We start from the raw sequence: 15,446 nt of genomic DNA on the forward strand, positions 1-15,446 counted from the left end.
GAGAGCCTAGAGATGAATTTAAGGGATAAATTAGACGTTTACTTGCGTTTAGCCCGTATGGATCGCCCCATCGGCACCTTATTGTTGCTATGGCCATGCTTGATGGCTTTGCTGCTCGCCGCTGGTGGCATGCCGGATCTGAAAGTGCTGACGATATTTATTTTCGGTGTCGTAGTGATGCGGGCGTGTGGCTGTATTATCAATGATTATGCCGATCGCGATCTCGACGCTCATGTCGATCGCACTAAGTCCAGACCGCTTGCCAGTGGTGAGGTGACGGGAAGAGAGGCGCTTATTCTCTTCGCTGTGATGGGACTATTTGCCTTCGGACTGGTTTTGATGCTTAACCCGCTGGTGGTCAAGCTCTCTGTCGTTGGCATCATTCTGACCATTATCTACCCCTTCACTAAACGCTTTACCAATATGCCGCAGATGTTTCTCGGTGTGGTATGGAGCTGGTCTATTCCTATGGCCTATGCGGCGCAAACCGGTGAGGTGCCAGCCGAGGCCTGGTGGTTGTTTGCTGCAAATTGGTGCTGGACGGTGGCCTATGACACCATGTATGCCATGGTCGATAGAGAGGACGACCTAAAGGTGGGGATTAAGTCGACGGCTATATTATTTGGCAAATATGACAGGCAGATCATCGGCTTATTTCAACTGGCGGCGCTGGCTTGTTTTATCACTGCAGGCTGGGCGGCGGATCGCGGCTTAGTCTATGGACTCGGTATCATCACCTTCGTAGGATTTAGCATGTACCAACAAAAGCTTATTCATGAACGTGAACGGGCCCCATGCTTTAAAGCTTTCCTCAATAATAACTGGGCTGGCTTATCGCTGTTTATCGCCCTCGGTGTCGACTATCTGATTTGATTATCAATGATGTATCAGGAATAACTGGGATGGCTTATCGCTGTTTATTCCTGTCTGTTGTCTAAGGTGTCGACTATCTGATTTGATTCGTGGCTTATCTAAATTGAGAGAGGTCTGATAGTCTGGCCTCTTTTTTCACAGCTCGCTCACCTCACCCGCAATACTTTTAACTGAAACTACAGCTTTCAATAAGTTAGCCTTATTTTTGTTCGGCTTTTAATCGAAATATACTTGGGTAAATCGAAAAAATCGGATATTGTATTGCAACATAAATACAACATTTCACAGGGAGCCTTTTATGAGGCAGGTCGTGAAGTTCAGATTGATATTCTTGAGTGTGGCTATCCTTTGTTACGCTGCAGGCTTTCAATTTTTACCCGAGACACTCGAGATCTCTAATGGACAAGAGATATCGATAGCGTTCGCACTCCTCTATTTTGCGTTTCTTCCTCTGCTCTACTGGTTATGCATTATTAAATTGGGTAAGCAGAAGTTATGGAAGTTACTGCTGATAGTCAGCCTTAGCTGTCTGATGGCTCGATTGAGCTTTCCGGTTGAAATCGCCAGCTATTTCGAATTTATCATCTGGTTAAGGTTCCCTATTATCGCCATCTTGTTGGGGATAGAGCTTTTCTTGATAGTGAGTGTTATCAAAGCCCTGTGGCAGGCTCGCAACTTGTCTGGCGATCCGAGAATCAATATTCTGGAGCAATTCGGACAAGAGGATGATCGGAAGCGCTCAATGGCTTTAGCCTTAGCCATGGAACCAGCGAGTTGGTTCTATGCCATCCCCCGATTCTCGCGCAAACATCCTCCCTCAGTTACACATATAAACTTGTTATCCGCCTCTCGCTGGCATTGGCTATTGCTTGCCTGCGCAACTGTGCTACTGGCCGGTGCGAGTTATGTTGTCATACAACCCTGGAGTGAGATAACGGCGATTATAGTCTCGAGCTTTATCCTGTATGGATTAATACTCATTACCGCTAATTACAGAGTTTCCAGACACTTCTCAGTTTATCGACATGGCGATCAGCTGATAATCAATAATGGTGTGTGGGGATTTAGTCTGGTTAAATTCGATCAAATACATAGGGTTATGGTGAGTCCGCCGCCATGTGAAAATCGCACCGGAGTCATTAATTTTGGACAGGGGGAGAGCAGTAATATCATACTCAAGTTCAAGCATCCTCAGACCTATTTTGGCGGTTTAGGCTGGCTGCCCGAAGAGGTGAAAGCCATTGCCATGGTCGTCGATAAGCCCGAAGCGTTAGCTGATCTTATTTTTGATATCTCCGATGAGAGGGAGCTTGAGGTTCGCAGGGCAGAGTTAACCCCATCGTGGAAAGAGAGCATTTCGCAGGAGGTATTCGAGGGGAATGCCGATATGCCGACTGAATTAACTTCTTGAGCTACGAGTCATGAGCTACGAGCTACGAGCTACGAGTTTCGAGGTTGATATGACCCCGATAAAGTAGACACGGGGTTCAAATTCTTGATTCAAAGGTTATGGGGCTCACTCCATTTAGAGTCCCATGCCTTCTCACCATATTATAATAATCATCGATATAAAATCGACACTGAGTTGTCATCTCTCTTCTGCTTAGTTCTTCAAGATTAGAGAACCACTCTTTCTTTAACTGAGCAAAAAAGCTTTCTGAGCACGCATTATCCCAACAGTTTCCCTTCCTGGACATGCTTACCGTAACTTCACGTTTCGTTAGGCATTTAAGCACCTCAAAGCTTCTGTACTGCACGCCTTGGTCTGAGTGAAACATCAGTTCACTCCCATTTGGCCTACGTTCAGCCCATGCTTGCTTGAGTGACTTCATCACCAGTTCGCTCGAGTTTATGTAGCTGGTTGCCCAGCTCACTACTTTACGCGAGTACAAGTCGATAATGACACACAGATACTGCCAGCCCTCTTTGCACCTAACTTGAGTGATATCAGACACCCAAATAGTGTTAGGTTTAGCCACTTCAAACTCCCTGTTTAAGTAGTTAGGAGCTCTGGTCTCTATCAGCTTAGGTTTCACTACGCCAAACTTCCTTTTACATGCCCTAGAGCGGTAACCAAACGTCTGTAGCAAGCGCTGTACGCGCTTCTTATTGCAGGCAAACCCATTGGCTAAAGCATCTAGCCATAGCTTTCTATAACCAGCAATCCCATTGTGCTCATCTATCTTTTCTTTGAGAAAATCAGATAGTACTTTGTTAGCTTTACTTCGTTCAGAAGGCTCACGGTTAAGCCAGCTGTAATAGCCTGAGCGCGATACATCGAGTACATCGCAAAGCATTTTTATCGTTCTTCGAGTTGAGCAATAACCTTGGATAAAATTAAACTTTATCCCTGGTGTTTGTCGAAGAACTCCTTCGCCTTTTTTAAGATATCGTTCTCCAACTCTGCACGCTCTAATCGCTTTTTAAGCTCACGGATTTCACGTTCAAGTTCAGTTAGGCTCTTATTAGGGCCAATATTATCAATAGGTTTTGAAGTGTGCTTCTTAGACGTCAATTGGGCTCTCCATTTACTGAGCAAAGCTGGGTGGATACCTAATTTACCAGCTAAAGCCTTCACTGTATCGGGAGAGTTTAAAGACTGTTGAACAGCTGCCAACTTGAAGGCTTCTGTGTGGACTCTTTGTGATCTAATTTTCATGACACCTTATCGCTTATATAAGGTGTCCACTTTTAGGGGGTCACATCAGGTTAGGCGGCCATATAGTTAGACTTCGTCTAACAACTAAGGTCGTGGGGGATTGGCTTTGATTTCCTCAAAGCTGGCAAATGGTCTTGAGTAACCAAGCTGCGCTTGAGCTTTATAATTAGACTTCGTCTAATAACTAAGGTCGTGGGTCTTCAACCCACACCCGACCAAGGAGGACTGCTCGTCCTCGCCCTCCTTGGAACCTCCATAACGTCCCGGCGAAGTTACATGCATTGAGTACGGGCCTCATATTCCAATAAAAATTGCCTAACGGCTCAGATGCTACATCCATGTAGCCCTGAGCCTGAACCATCATCCATGATGGTTCTACAGCATTTTTACCTTAATATTTCGGCAACTTCCAACGGGAAATCGTTAACGCATGTAATTTATTTGAATTTTGGAGTTATATGTATCGTGTTGAGATGCTCCGCTTTAACTTGGCAGGGCCTTTAACTATTTTTAGTGACTAAAGCATTCTAAGTCAGTTTGATATATCAATATTTTTAAATTGATGCTGGTATTCTGTACTTATGCAGTTGCCCTAAAGTGGAATAGAAATGGATCCAGTAATAGATGAAGCTCAGTTAGCACGGATGGAACGCGCAAAGACGTTTGCGAGCAAATATGAAGATTGGCAACCAGAGTACAACTGGGGAAATTGCAAGACTAACAGGCAAGAGTATGGCAAATTTTTGTGCTCATTTCTGACAAATAGCAAAGACGGTTTAGTTGTTAATCTTAATGGTTCTTGGGGAACCGGTAAAACTCAACTACTTAGACGTTTATATGTAGAACTTGCTGAGCAAAATCACCCTGTGGTGTATATCAATGCATGGGAAAGTGACTTTTGTAATGATGCTTTATCTGTTGTTAGTAGCGAGTTCTTGAATCAACTGGGTTTCATTTTTTCTAGTAATGCTGATAAGTCCATCACTGAGAAGTTTAATGAGCTGAAAGATGGTTTTGGTACTTGTATGAAGCTCCTGAGTGGTGGAGCCTCTCTTGTTGGAGAGCCTGTAACAGCGGCAACAGCGAGTGCAGCAGGTTCAGTTGTTGATACCTTACCTAAAGCTGAGAGTAATTCAGTAGTAAGTAATAATGTTGAATTAGTCGATAAGATATCCCAAGCTCACGCTAATCGTGTATTGGCTATGCAAGATATAAAAAAGCAGATAACCGCTTTGTCACTTTTGATGAATGAAATTCATGATTTAGAAGCACCGATAGTTGTTTTGGTTGATGAACTTGATAGATGTAGGCCGATATACGCGATTGAGATGCTAGAAGTGATTAAGCATTTCTTTGAAGCAAAAGGTTGTGTATTTTTGGTCGCGACAGATACAGAAGCATTGCAACATTCTGTAAATGCTGTGTATGGAGCTAAGTTTAATTCAGCATCTTATTTGAAGCGTTTTTTTGCCAGGAAAATCGCGCTTTCAGAAATATCGTCTCTAAGGTATTTGAAATCAAAAGAATTTGATTTTGAAAAGTACAGTGAGTTAGGAATTAGGTTGCACCCATTTACAAAAAACCAGAACTATAACATTAAGTATATGGCAGCCGTTGCTAAGTTAATTGGTTTTGAGTTGAGAGATATTGATCAGGTTATACAAAAGTTTTTTGCAAGTTTGGACTTTATCGCAAAAACCAGAATGAACCATAAATCAGACGTCATTAATACCGTTGTATTGTTTACTGGTATAGCAGAACACCATAACGGAATGACGTGTTTTTATAATCGAGAAAGCAATGTGCATATAGATTCTGAAATACGGTGTGTAGGAAATGTTTTAGATGGGATTTCAGTGAATGACCTGATGCAGAGTCAGCTAAATGCCGTAGTTAAAGTGATGTCTAGAGAGGTACATTCCGGTGGAGGAAGTTCAATAAGCCGGGGGGATAATAGTAATATTGAGTGTCTTAAGATTCAATCATATAACTTTATTCGACATGCGACTAAAAGGTATGACGATTTTGTTTTTCATGAGGAGATGAGGAGTCTCATTCAATTAAGTGAGTCCACGGTTGATAGGTACTGGCTTTGGGATGATTACAAAATGCTCATTGAGTTATCAGGTCACATCGAGTGAATAAATACGAATAAACTACGGGGATTCTAGAATTCCTACTGATTAGATAATCCACGTTGGAAGTTGCCGAAGGGCGTTGGAATAAATTGCGTGAGGCAGACATGGATGTCGGGCTAACTTTCGGGGTACAGGATGTACCATCGGAAGTGTTAGCTATTTATCCATAAGCACAAGGCCCGTACTCAATGCATGTAACTTCGCCGGGGCGTCATAGGTGGATGCAAGGAGGATGAGGACGAGCAGTCCTCCTTGCCCTGGTGTGGAATGGAATTCCACGACCTTCTCGGCCGTAAGGCCGCAAAGAATCAGCAAATGAAATTTGATTTCCCAGATGCCAACTCCAAAATGAACAACCTAAGCTTTCACTAGCTTTGCCAGATCTGCCGGTCGGTAGTAAACCGATTTCAAAACCTTACCCTGACGAACGACCTTACCCGCCATATCTACATCTTTGGCGCACTTGGCGATGATGAAGTCACCTTTCTTGCTGCCGACGATCTCGACGCCTTGCTTGGCGTAAAATTCGATAGTTTCGGTTAATTCCTGCTCGTTGCGACACACCTTACTCATGTTGCTTGAGTGAACTTCATCCCAGCAGGTCACAAAATCAATTTCGCGGTTCTTGGCGACATGTAACAGCAGGTCGATCACGTAGCTAATCTCGATGCGATCGTTTACCCCAGTGGCACCAAGATGAACTAAGCGGCCCATAAGGACATAAACAGAGTCGACGATGGCGTCGGCTTGTTCCATGCGGGTATCGGCTTCGGCAAGTTCGGTTAGCTCTTCGATAGCCAACGAAGTGTGCAGGGTGTCAGCCTTGTCATCCAATGTGGTTTCATCTTCGCTCGGTAGGTCGAAGGTTGAACGGAACTGGAGGATATCACGGTAAAGGTGATCGTAAAGTGGCTGAGTTAGTGCGGTGAGTTTCATTGAATATGCCTTGAAGTCTTAACTTGTGTTTGAATATCAGAATTGCGGCAATTCTAATTTAATGGGGGAGCAAAAGAAACCCAAGGGAGTGACCGCTAAGGTTAACCAAGCGCAAGACCACTAGAATTAAAAAATTATTTTAGTGACTTAATTGCTAATTATTAACGGATTTAATAATCGTATTTAATAAGCCATTTGCAACATCGTCTGAGTTAACTTTATCGTCTCTAAAAGAGGGATTTGTACGCTCTTGTCTTCGCTGACTTGCTTTTACCGTCTCCTTACCAAATGTGATACCCGTGTCGATGACCTCTGTGCTGGAGCAATCACAGAGGAGTAGTGCTAGCAAGAAGGGGGAGAGGATATGGTGATTATTTTTCATCGAATCAGATCCATCTAATTGATTGTTGGTTTAAGGATATTTATAACAGGGCAATATGGATAAAACAAATAGCTATTTTCAGTGTTACTCCATTTGAGCCGTTACTGGGTGAATTCTTTTTATTTCCTTTGTTTGCTTTTCTTACCCTGATTATCTGCATAACTAACCACTATTTTCTTATTGGGATGAATTTTTAGTCTTTTTAGACATTCCTGTGGGGTTGCGCAGCTGACTCGCCGATGTAACGAATATGGACGAGAATGTTAACTTTGTGTAAATATGGCTGGCCCTCGTAGGAGAAAACCACCGGAAGAGTGGCTCTTACGGCAAGTCAATTACGCTCCAAAGCGAGATAAAAACAATAATAAGGAAAACGTGATGCCCTCAAAGAATGAGCTTCAGCAATCGCCGCCTGATGAGCCAGAAAAAGTATCTCAACATAAGCCCGCGAGTCTGCTCGATGCGTTAACTCCCATTATCGCCTTGGTTGCCATGTTGACGACGGCCGTGTATCTGTTTTCATCGGATAGCTCTTCGGGGGCTAACCAGATAGCTCTTATCATGGCGGCCTGTATCGCCTTGGTGATTGGCGCCAAAAATGGCTATAGCTGGAAGGAGATGGAGGCGGGGATAGTACACAGTGTCTCTATGGCGACGGGTGCACTGCTGATTCTATTCTCGGTGGGCTCCCTAATCGGTACCTGGATCTTAGCCGGTACGGTACCGACGATGATCTTCTATGGCATGAAGGTGCTTAACCCCGAATACTTCTATGCTGCATCGTGTTTACTTTGCGCCGTAGTGGCGATCAGTATCGGTAGTTCATGGACCGTGGCGGGCACCTTAGGTATCGCCTTGATTGGTATTGCCGGAGCGATGGGGCTGAGTGTCGAAATTACCGCAGGCGCCATCATCAGTGGCGCCTATTTTGGCGATAAGATGTCGCCTATGTCAGACACGACTAACCTGGCACCTGCTGTGGCGGGTACGGATCTCTTTAGCCATATCAGGCATATGGTGTGGACGACGACGCCGAGTATTATTATCGCCTTGATAGGCTTCGTTATCTTAGGCTTTAGCACTCAGAGTTCAGGAGGTAGCAGCGATCTCGAATCGACCCTGAATATCTTACAATCTCAATATGCTCCGGGCGTACATCTGCTCTTGCCTCTGCTGGTGGTATTATTGCTGGCTTATAAGAAGGTGCCCGCATTTCCCACAGTGATTTTAGGAACCTTTGCCGGCGCTATCTGTGCAGCGATTTTTCAGTTTGACAATATTATTGAATTTGTCGGCGACGACAATTTACTGCCAGCAGTTGCGTTACTGAAGGGGATCTGGATTGCCATGTTCGACGGTTATACGGCGAATACCGGCGATACCGTGCTCGATAGCCTACTCAGCCGTGGTGGCATGAGCAGCATGGTCAATACCGTTTGGTTAATCCTCTGTGCCATGGCTTTTGGCGGAGTCATGGAGCGCACCGGATTATTGAAGCGCATTTTACAGAGTATCTTGGGTGTGGTGACATCGAGCAGTAGCTTAATTATCACGACTCTGGCCAGTTGTATCGGGGCTAACTTGATCACCGGTGATCAGTTTATTGCCATCTTACTGCCGGGTCGCATGCTCAAGGTGGAGTACACCAAGCGAGGATTAGCGCCTGTTAATTTGAGCCGTGCCTTAGAAGACTCGGCGACGATCACCAGTCCTCTGGTTCCCTGGAATACCTGTGGTGCCTATATGGCCAGTACCTTAGGGGTCGCGACAATTGCTTACCTGCCGTACGCCTTCTTTAACCTGGTCTGCCCGTTAATCAGTGCAAGTTATGCTTATTTTAACTTCAAGATAGAGAAGCTAGAAGAGGTATCAGAGGCGGAAGAGGTGATTGCGTAAGAGAAGGTTCCTGGAACCTAGGGATCTAGGTTCCAGGAACTTGTTAAATTATAATCGGCTCACATCAACCTTTAGCGTATCGAGGTGTGCGGTGAGAGCGGGAGTCACCGCATTATCTACTCGGCCGCCCAGGTGTTTACCGAAAAACTGCTCCATAGCCACAATATAGGCTAACTTATTATCCCGTTTACGGAAGCCATGACCTTCATCTTTTGCCAGAATGTATTCAACCGGTAGTTTGCGGTTATACATCACCCGCGCGATATTATCGGATTCAATTTGGGTCACTCTGGGATCATTCGCCCCTTGGACTAACATCAGCGGCGCCCTAATGTTATCGACGAAATTAATGGGAGAACGAGCCTTCATATCTACTCTGTCTGTATCGATCTCAGGATCGCCTACCGCACTGTAAAACTGACCCAGATAGGGACGGAAGTGAGGAGGGAATGATTCCAGTAGTGTAATAAGGCTAGAGGGACCGACATAGGAGATCACCGCCTGATACAGATCCGGGGTGAAGGTCGCGCCGGCAAGCGCTGCATAGCCACCATAAGATGCGCCCATGATCCCTAAGCGCTGTTTATCGGCTATCCCCTCTTTGATGAGGTAATGCGCCCCGTCGGTCAGATCGTCCTGCATGCTGCCGGTGCCCCAGTTTTTATTGCCTGCATTGAGGAAGCGTTTACCAAAGCCTGTAGAGGCACGAAAGTTGGGCTGTAATACCGCATAGCCGCGGTTTGCCAATAGCTGAGCAATCGGGTTGAAATAGCCTGAACTTAAAGTCCAGTAGTCTCGGGACCAGGGGCCACCATGGGGAAGAATGACTGTCGGCAGGTTTTGTGTTTGTCCCTTAGGTAGGGTCAGATAGGCCTGAATGGTCACGCCATCGCGAGCCTGGTAGGTGATGGATTGACGTTTTGATAGCAGCTCAGGGCTAATCGATGCTTCTTGCTCAAGCAAAAGGCTCACGAGTCCAGTATTGGCATCAAAGCGATAGTCGCTTCCCATATCGACATCGCTGGCGATATGTAGCTGCCACAGACCGGTTTTCTCGTTTCTATCTGTGATGGTTATCTCCACATCTTGAGTGAAGTGGTCGTTAATTTTTTGCCAGTTGTCAGCAAAGGTTTCATCCAGCGGGTAAGTGCGTAAACGACCGCCATAATAGGAGACGGCAAGTGGTGCACCTTCATCGTTAAAGAGCACATCATAAACATCAGATTCATCCTGCGGATCTTGATGTAGAGTGACGATTTTACCTGTGGTCATATTGAGGCGTAACAGTTGTAGCTTGTCTCGTCCTTGGATGTTGGCACGAAGATAGGCCAAGTTGTTATCTTCATCGAAGCTAAGAATATCTATGTCTTCACCAAATTGGGTCTTGATCAGACTCGTCCATTTCCCAGAAATTTTGGCGTAGAGATCGGAAGTATTGTCTGGGTTACTGCTGGTGCCGAGTACCGGAACGCCTTGTTGGTTTGTCTCTATGGAAGAGAAGCCGTAGGTGTTAGAAAAAATATTGGTTATTTTTGCGGAATCGATATTCAGACGAAAGAGATCCATCTGCTGAGGATTATCTTGATTCGACATGACAACCAAAGTGTTGGGCTTATCTTTTGGTTGTTTGAGCAGGTCATATCTGATGTCTGTATTACTGGTGAGCGCAGTGATGTTCGGGACAGGTTTAATCTGGCTCGTATCCAGAGAGAGTTTATAGATCTGGGTATTTTCATTACCACCGGTATCTTTAAGGAAGAAGATCTCATTGCCTTGGTGTGACCAGCGGAAGCTGTAAATCGGATCCTTTGAGGTGGTAATAGGAAAAGCTTCATCGAGATCAGTACCGGTGGCCATCAGATAGATGTTTTTCGCGCCTTGATACTCTTTGAAAAAGGCTAACCACTTTCCGTCACTGGAGCTCTTGAGTCCACTGATCCCTTGCTCGTTGAAAAAGGCTTCAACAGGTAGCAGTTGAACTTGCTGACTTTGATCTTGGATAGTGGCTCGATCTGACAAGTTTGTTGGTGAAGGGGTCTGCGAGCAGCCTGTTATAAATAAGCTAGCGGCGAGCGCTGTCGAGAGTACGCTAGGTAAAATCTTATGTGTCTTCATCGTTCATTCCTTTAAATAACAGCTCAGATGCCTATTTGTATTATCAACAAATCAGTTATCCATGAATTGCTAATTAAACTAATACATAAATTAATTATTGTAAAACGATAATTAAATATTAATTTACAACCAAATGTTTCTGTCTGGTATAATCGGTGCAATTCACGGGTGAGGAAACAGAAACAATGAATGCCAATATGCAGAAACTGATGAAGATCAGCGGTTTTTTTAGGTTGCTGGTTTTGATTGCGACAACAATCATGATGGTTTATCTGGGATACAGTTTCTTCGTCAATGGCGATATCCGCTTTGGGGCCAGTCACCTGTTTCATGAACTCTGGCAGGATGAGCGTGCGAGTAGAGGCATACTCTTAGGCCTCCAGTCCCCCCTGTTTATCATACTATTGGTTGGGGTTTATTGGTTACAGAAGCTGCTTAGCCATTATCAACAGGGGCAATTTTTCGGCCATGAGGCGATGCGCTGTTATCTGTGGTTGGTATGGCTAAAGGTATTCGACTTCGGAATAGAGATAATCCAGCATCTGGGGACGGGTTACTACCATAAACAATTTTTTGAACATACCAGCATACAATTGACGATAGATTTTGGTGATGTGACCACAATTTTATTAATGCTTTTAATTGTTTACTTGCTCAAAGCGGCGAGAGAGCTCGAAGCCGAAAACAGAGAGTTTATCTAGGTCGTGGAAATTTAAATCATGGAAATTATCGTAAATTTAGATGTCATGATGGCGGTTCGTAAGGTCAGTTCGAAAGAGTTGGCCAAGGCGATAGGGATCACCGAGGCTAATTTGTCCTTACTTAAACGCGGCAAGGTAAAAGGGGTGCGCTTCGAAACCTTAGCGAGTATCTGCGACTATCTAGCGTGTCAGCCCGGAGATATTCTGGAGTATCGAAAAGCCGCTGAGTGATCTGCAGATTCAGGATAAATACCTGTAAAAAAATCCGTCCGGTAAAAAATAGGGGAAACAAGCCGGACGGGAGCAATGAAAACCTTGTAAGACATTCTAATACGGTGAGTTATCTCTCTTCTCTATCTCGTGAGCTATCGTTTAGCGTATTTGGCGATAAGTTTTTCCAGGTAGGGTTGCACCTCTTTATCCCCCCAATCTAAATATCCCCTCAGAAAACCGATGAGATTCCCTGAACCGTCGAACACATAGGTCGCGGGGACAACATCTGCCGGCATGACCTGGTCGATATCTTTATTGGGATCCAGCCAGGTCTTATAGTGGGACAGTCCATGACGGGCCAGGAATGGTTTAACTTTTTCACTCTCTTCATCGATGGAGATCGGCAGTACGACCAGATCTTTGTCTATATTGGTCTGACGGATATTCTCCATCTGCGGGATCTCTTTAATGCAGGGGGCGCACCAGGTTGCCCATAGGTTGACCATTACCACCTTGCCTTTATATTGTTTGAGGTTTATCTCACCACCTTCGGTATCGGTAAAGGTGACATCGGGTACCTCTCTGGCCGATTGCATCTCAATAAAACGAGACATGATCATCGGCTTATTGATGGCCTCCCCGGTGTTGTAGACTTTATTGGACTTAGCGTCTGCAGGGATGAATACAGAGGATAAGGCCAATAGGCAGGTTAATATAAGTGTCTTATTCATAGGAGTTACCATTAGTTCTTTGGTGTTTATGTTGCTCACGGATAAGCATCGCGGCGACGGCGATAATTATCAGCAACAGAAAGAGTGGACCAAACCAGAGCATGGCGGTTGCCACAGAAAAACTGGGCTGATACTTAATCTTCTCGCCATAGCGTTGAACCAGAAATTCGATAATGGCCTCTTTAGACTCGCCTTGCTCTAACATAAGGAAAATTTGAGCCTTCAATTCATTCGCTATGGGGGCTTGTGAATCAAACAGATTTTGATTTATCGACATGGGGCAGCGCAGCTCATAGGAGATTTCAAAGCCGATATCCCGGATCTGATCTTGGGTATAGCTGTTTTCACCTGTCGTAGTGGTAGCGGCCATTGCGCTCATACTCAGGCTGAATAACAGCATCAAAAAGAGGATACGCATCATGCTAGCCCCTCTATTCTTGTGGCAATGGGATTGCTGTTCGAATAGGCCGCTTTTTGTACCCGCAGGCGATATAAGCCAGTAAGTGCCGCTATGGTTCCTCCCAGCATCATCAAGAGTCCGCCTAACCAGATCCAGCAGGCAAGCGGCTTGTAGCTAATGCGGATGAGATATTCGGTATCACTGAGCTGTAGACCACTGGAAACATAAAGATCCCTGAAGATATTACGCATAATGCCGGCCTTGGAGACCTCCATGGCATTGGTCTTGAAGGTCTGGCGTTGAGGGGTGATATAGCCGATAAAATTATCATCGGCATCGGTCACGCGAATATTTGCCTGAATAGCGGTATAGCTCTTCTCATCCACGTTGACCGTATCTTCATACACGAAGGTATAGCCGGCAACGACCTTACCTTGCGCCGGTCCCATTCTCAGCAACTCCTGCTGCTCGAAATTTGAAACCGATGTTGCACCTATTATGCTAATGGCAACCCCAAGGTGAGCGATGAGCATCGCAGATTTTCTGGCTAAGCCTTCTATTCCCTGGTGACGTAAACGGAACAGTAGATAGCCTAAGCACAGGATCAACCATGTGGCCGATGTTGCACCAAGAAAGAGCCAGATATTAAAACCTGAGCCTGTCAGCATGCTCAGGGTTTCGGCGATGGCGAGGGCAATGATAAAGAGTACGATTAAGGGTCTCAGCGCCGAGAACTTCTCTCTTTTCCATGAAATTAAAGGTGCGGCTCCCATCAATAACACTGCCATGAAAGTGAGAGGAATGAAGATGCTGTTAAAGTAGGGCGCTCCCACGGACAGGGTGCCAATATCGAGTAGCTCAAACAGCAGTGGATAAAAGGTGCCGAGCAGTACGGATATAGCCGCGACCACTAAGACAATATTACCCAGTAATATCACGCTATCTCTCGATACCAGTGTGAAATTCAGCTCAGATTTAATCTGATTAGCCTTTAGGGCGAAAAGGGTTAAGGCGCCACATACAAATACGCCGAGCAGGAACAGAATCGACATCCCTCTGGTGGGATCGGATGCGAAGGCGTGCACCGACTGCACGATACCCGAACGGACGAGGAAAGTGCCTAACAGGCTTAACGAGAAGGCTAACAGACACAAGAGTAGGGTGGTCACCTTAAAGCTGTCACGCCTGTGACTCAAAACCACCGAGTGTAGTAACGCGGTGGCGACCAGCCATGGAATGAAAGAGGCATTTTCAACCGGATCCCAAAACCACCATCCTCCCCAGCCCAGTTCGTTATACGCCCACCATGAACCGAAGGCATTGCCGCCCGTTAGAAATACCCATGCCAGCAGTGCCCAAGGTCTAAGATAGCCTGCGTGTGTCCGGGTCAGCTTACCGCCGAGCAGAGCCGCAATTGCGGCGGCAAAGGTCACCGTGAGGCCGACATAGCCAAGAAACAGTAGCGGTGGATGAAAGATTAACCCTATGTCTTGCAGTATGGGGTTAAGGTCTCGGCCCTCTATCGGGAAATTTGGCAGTAACCTGGCAAAGGGATTCGAAGTAAACAGCATAAACAGGTTAAAGCCGGCTATCACCGAGGCTAATATTGCGATCAACCTGCCGATAAATAAGCGGTCTCGATATTTGGATGAGAAGACGATGATGCAACCCCAAATGGCAATGGCGACAACCCAAAACAGCATAGAGCCTTCGTGGCTACCCCAGACGGCTGCAACTTTATAGAGTAGCGCCAGTTGTGTGTTGGAATGGTTGGCGACATAGGCAACGGAGAAATCATCGGTAATAAACGAGATAAGCAGACAAAGAATAGAAGCCGTAATGGTAAATGTCATTAATCCGGTTAATGTCTTTACATAGCTGAAAAGGTAATGATTTTTAGTGTGTAGGGCAACGAGTGGAATAACGGCAAGTAACAGAGATGATACTGTGCTGATAATTAGAAGTATAAGTCCGAGTTCTGGGATCATCTTAATTAACTCTCTATTCCCGATAGACTTTGTGTATAGAATCTATCCTGTTTGCCAAATGTTGTAATATTGATTTCCTGAAGTTAATGTTCACTTTTAATTAAGCTTGACTCTAAATGCTGTCAGTTAATATAGAGCGGAATCATTAAGGGACAACTTAGATATAAAGCTATCAGGTTAAATCTGCGGTAAGGGTAGGTGATATTAGTCATAGATTTTGTGACCCCGTTAGCCTTTATCGAACTCAATATCGAGTCTCATATGTTTTCACATGTTAGTGGGCTTTTTTTAGATCCTTTTAGATCTAAAAAACAGTCGTGATAGCTGAAAAACAGTCGCCGCGCTCGCGCTTAACCTTTTGTTTTTGCTTGTTTTTCATGAATTTTTTACTGTCTGTGTTTTGCTGTGTCTCAT

At 45.2% G+C, this 15,446-nt stretch carries 13 protein-coding genes; 6 read left to right on the forward strand and 7 right to left on the reverse strand.

Translation table 11 applies throughout. The features are described 5' to 3' along the window. Positions 1-12 precede the first annotated feature (12 nt). Both ubiA and SSED_RS02475 read left to right on the forward strand, forming a co-directional pair. A complete protein-coding gene (gene ubiA / locus SSED_RS02470; RefSeq protein WP_012140818.1) occupies positions 13-873 on the forward strand; it encodes a 4-hydroxybenzoate octaprenyltransferase in 861 nt (286 codons plus the stop codon). A gap of 298 nt (positions 874-1,171) precedes the next feature. Beyond that, complete coding sequence (locus SSED_RS02475; RefSeq protein WP_012140819.1) at positions 1,172-2,284, forward strand: hypothetical protein; 1,113 nt, start codon at positions 1,172-1,174, stop codon at positions 2,282-2,284. A gap of 76 nt (positions 2,285-2,360) precedes the next feature. Here the strand turns inward: SSED_RS02475 and SSED_RS02480 are convergent. Beyond that, a protein-coding gene (locus tag SSED_RS02480) for an IS3-like element ISSse1 family transposase (protein WP_086022442.1) occupies positions 2,361-3,532 on the reverse strand; the annotation gives its coding sequence in 2 pieces (ribosomal slippage) (positions 2,361-3,262 and positions 3,262-3,532; 1,173 coding nt in all). A 608-nt stretch (positions 3,533-4,140) separates the two neighbouring features. Here SSED_RS02480 and SSED_RS02490 point away from each other — a divergent pair. Further along, positions 4,141-5,673 carry a KAP family P-loop NTPase fold protein gene (locus SSED_RS02490; RefSeq protein WP_012140822.1) on the forward strand — a complete coding sequence of 511 codons (1,533 nt, stop codon included), beginning with the start codon at positions 4,141-4,143 and terminating at the stop codon, positions 5,671-5,673. Positions 5,674-6,027: 354 nt separating this feature from the next. Here SSED_RS02490 and SSED_RS02495 read toward each other — a convergent pair whose 3' ends face one another. Continuing rightward, entirely contained in the window at positions 6,028-6,606 is a 579-nt protein-coding gene (locus tag SSED_RS02495) for a nucleoside triphosphate pyrophosphohydrolase family protein (protein ID WP_012140823.1), read from the reverse strand. 154 nt (positions 6,607-6,760) lie between these two features. Continuing rightward, a complete protein-coding gene (locus SSED_RS02500) occupies positions 6,761-6,988 on the reverse strand; it encodes a hypothetical protein (protein ID WP_012140824.1) in 228 nt (75 codons plus the stop codon). A gap of 378 nt (positions 6,989-7,366) precedes the next feature. On the opposite strand from SSED_RS02500, the gene nhaC reads away from it, so the two are divergent. Next, positions 7,367-8,884 (forward strand): Na+/H+ antiporter NhaC, encoded by a 1,518-nt coding sequence (nhaC, locus tag SSED_RS02505; RefSeq protein ID WP_012140825.1) that lies wholly within the window; start codon positions 7,367-7,369, stop codon positions 8,882-8,884. Between the two features lie 48 nt (positions 8,885-8,932). On the opposite strand, the gene SSED_RS02510 is transcribed toward nhaC, so the two are convergent. Beyond that, the gene (locus SSED_RS02510) at positions 8,933-10,999 is read right to left on the reverse strand and encodes a S9 family peptidase (RefSeq protein WP_012140826.1); all 2,067 of its coding nucleotides are present in this window, start codon (positions 10,997-10,999) and stop codon (positions 8,933-8,935) included. 185 nt (positions 11,000-11,184) lie between these two features. Here SSED_RS02510 and SSED_RS02515 point away from each other — a divergent pair, with 185 nt between their 5' ends. Then, complete coding sequence (locus SSED_RS02515; RefSeq protein WP_012140827.1) at positions 11,185-11,700, forward strand: DUF2975 domain-containing protein; 516 nt, start codon at positions 11,185-11,187, stop codon at positions 11,698-11,700. 18 nt (positions 11,701-11,718) lie between these two features. Continuing rightward, positions 11,719-11,931 carry a helix-turn-helix domain-containing protein gene (locus SSED_RS02520; RefSeq protein WP_012140828.1) on the forward strand — a complete coding sequence of 71 codons (213 nt, stop codon included), beginning with the start codon at positions 11,719-11,721 and terminating at the stop codon, positions 11,929-11,931. 134 nt (positions 11,932-12,065) lie between these two features. Here the strand turns inward: SSED_RS02520 and SSED_RS02525 are convergent, their stop codons facing one another. From SSED_RS02525 to SSED_RS02535, 3 genes are read right to left on the reverse strand one after another with little or no spacing between them, the layout of a single operon-like run. Next, positions 12,066-12,644: a TlpA family protein disulfide reductase gene (locus tag SSED_RS02525; protein ID WP_041421503.1), complete on the reverse strand. Its 579-nt coding sequence runs from the start codon at positions 12,642-12,644 to the stop codon at positions 12,066-12,068. After that, a complete protein-coding gene (locus SSED_RS02530) occupies positions 12,637-13,065 on the reverse strand; it encodes a cytochrome c-type biogenesis protein (RefSeq protein ID WP_012140830.1) in 429 nt (142 codons plus the stop codon). Before SSED_RS02530 ends, SSED_RS02525 begins: the two co-directional genes overlap by 8 nt. After that, entirely contained in the window at positions 13,062-15,032 is a 1,971-nt protein-coding gene (locus SSED_RS02535; protein ID WP_012140831.1) for a heme lyase CcmF/NrfE family subunit, read from the reverse strand. The genes SSED_RS02530 and SSED_RS02535 overlap by 4 nt, the downstream gene beginning before the upstream one ends. Positions 15,033-15,446 lie beyond the last annotated feature (414 nt).

It is taken from the genome of Shewanella sediminis HAW-EB3 (genome assembly GCF_000018025.1).
Taxonomy (GTDB): Bacteria; Pseudomonadota; Gammaproteobacteria; order Enterobacterales; family Shewanellaceae; genus Shewanella; species Shewanella sediminis.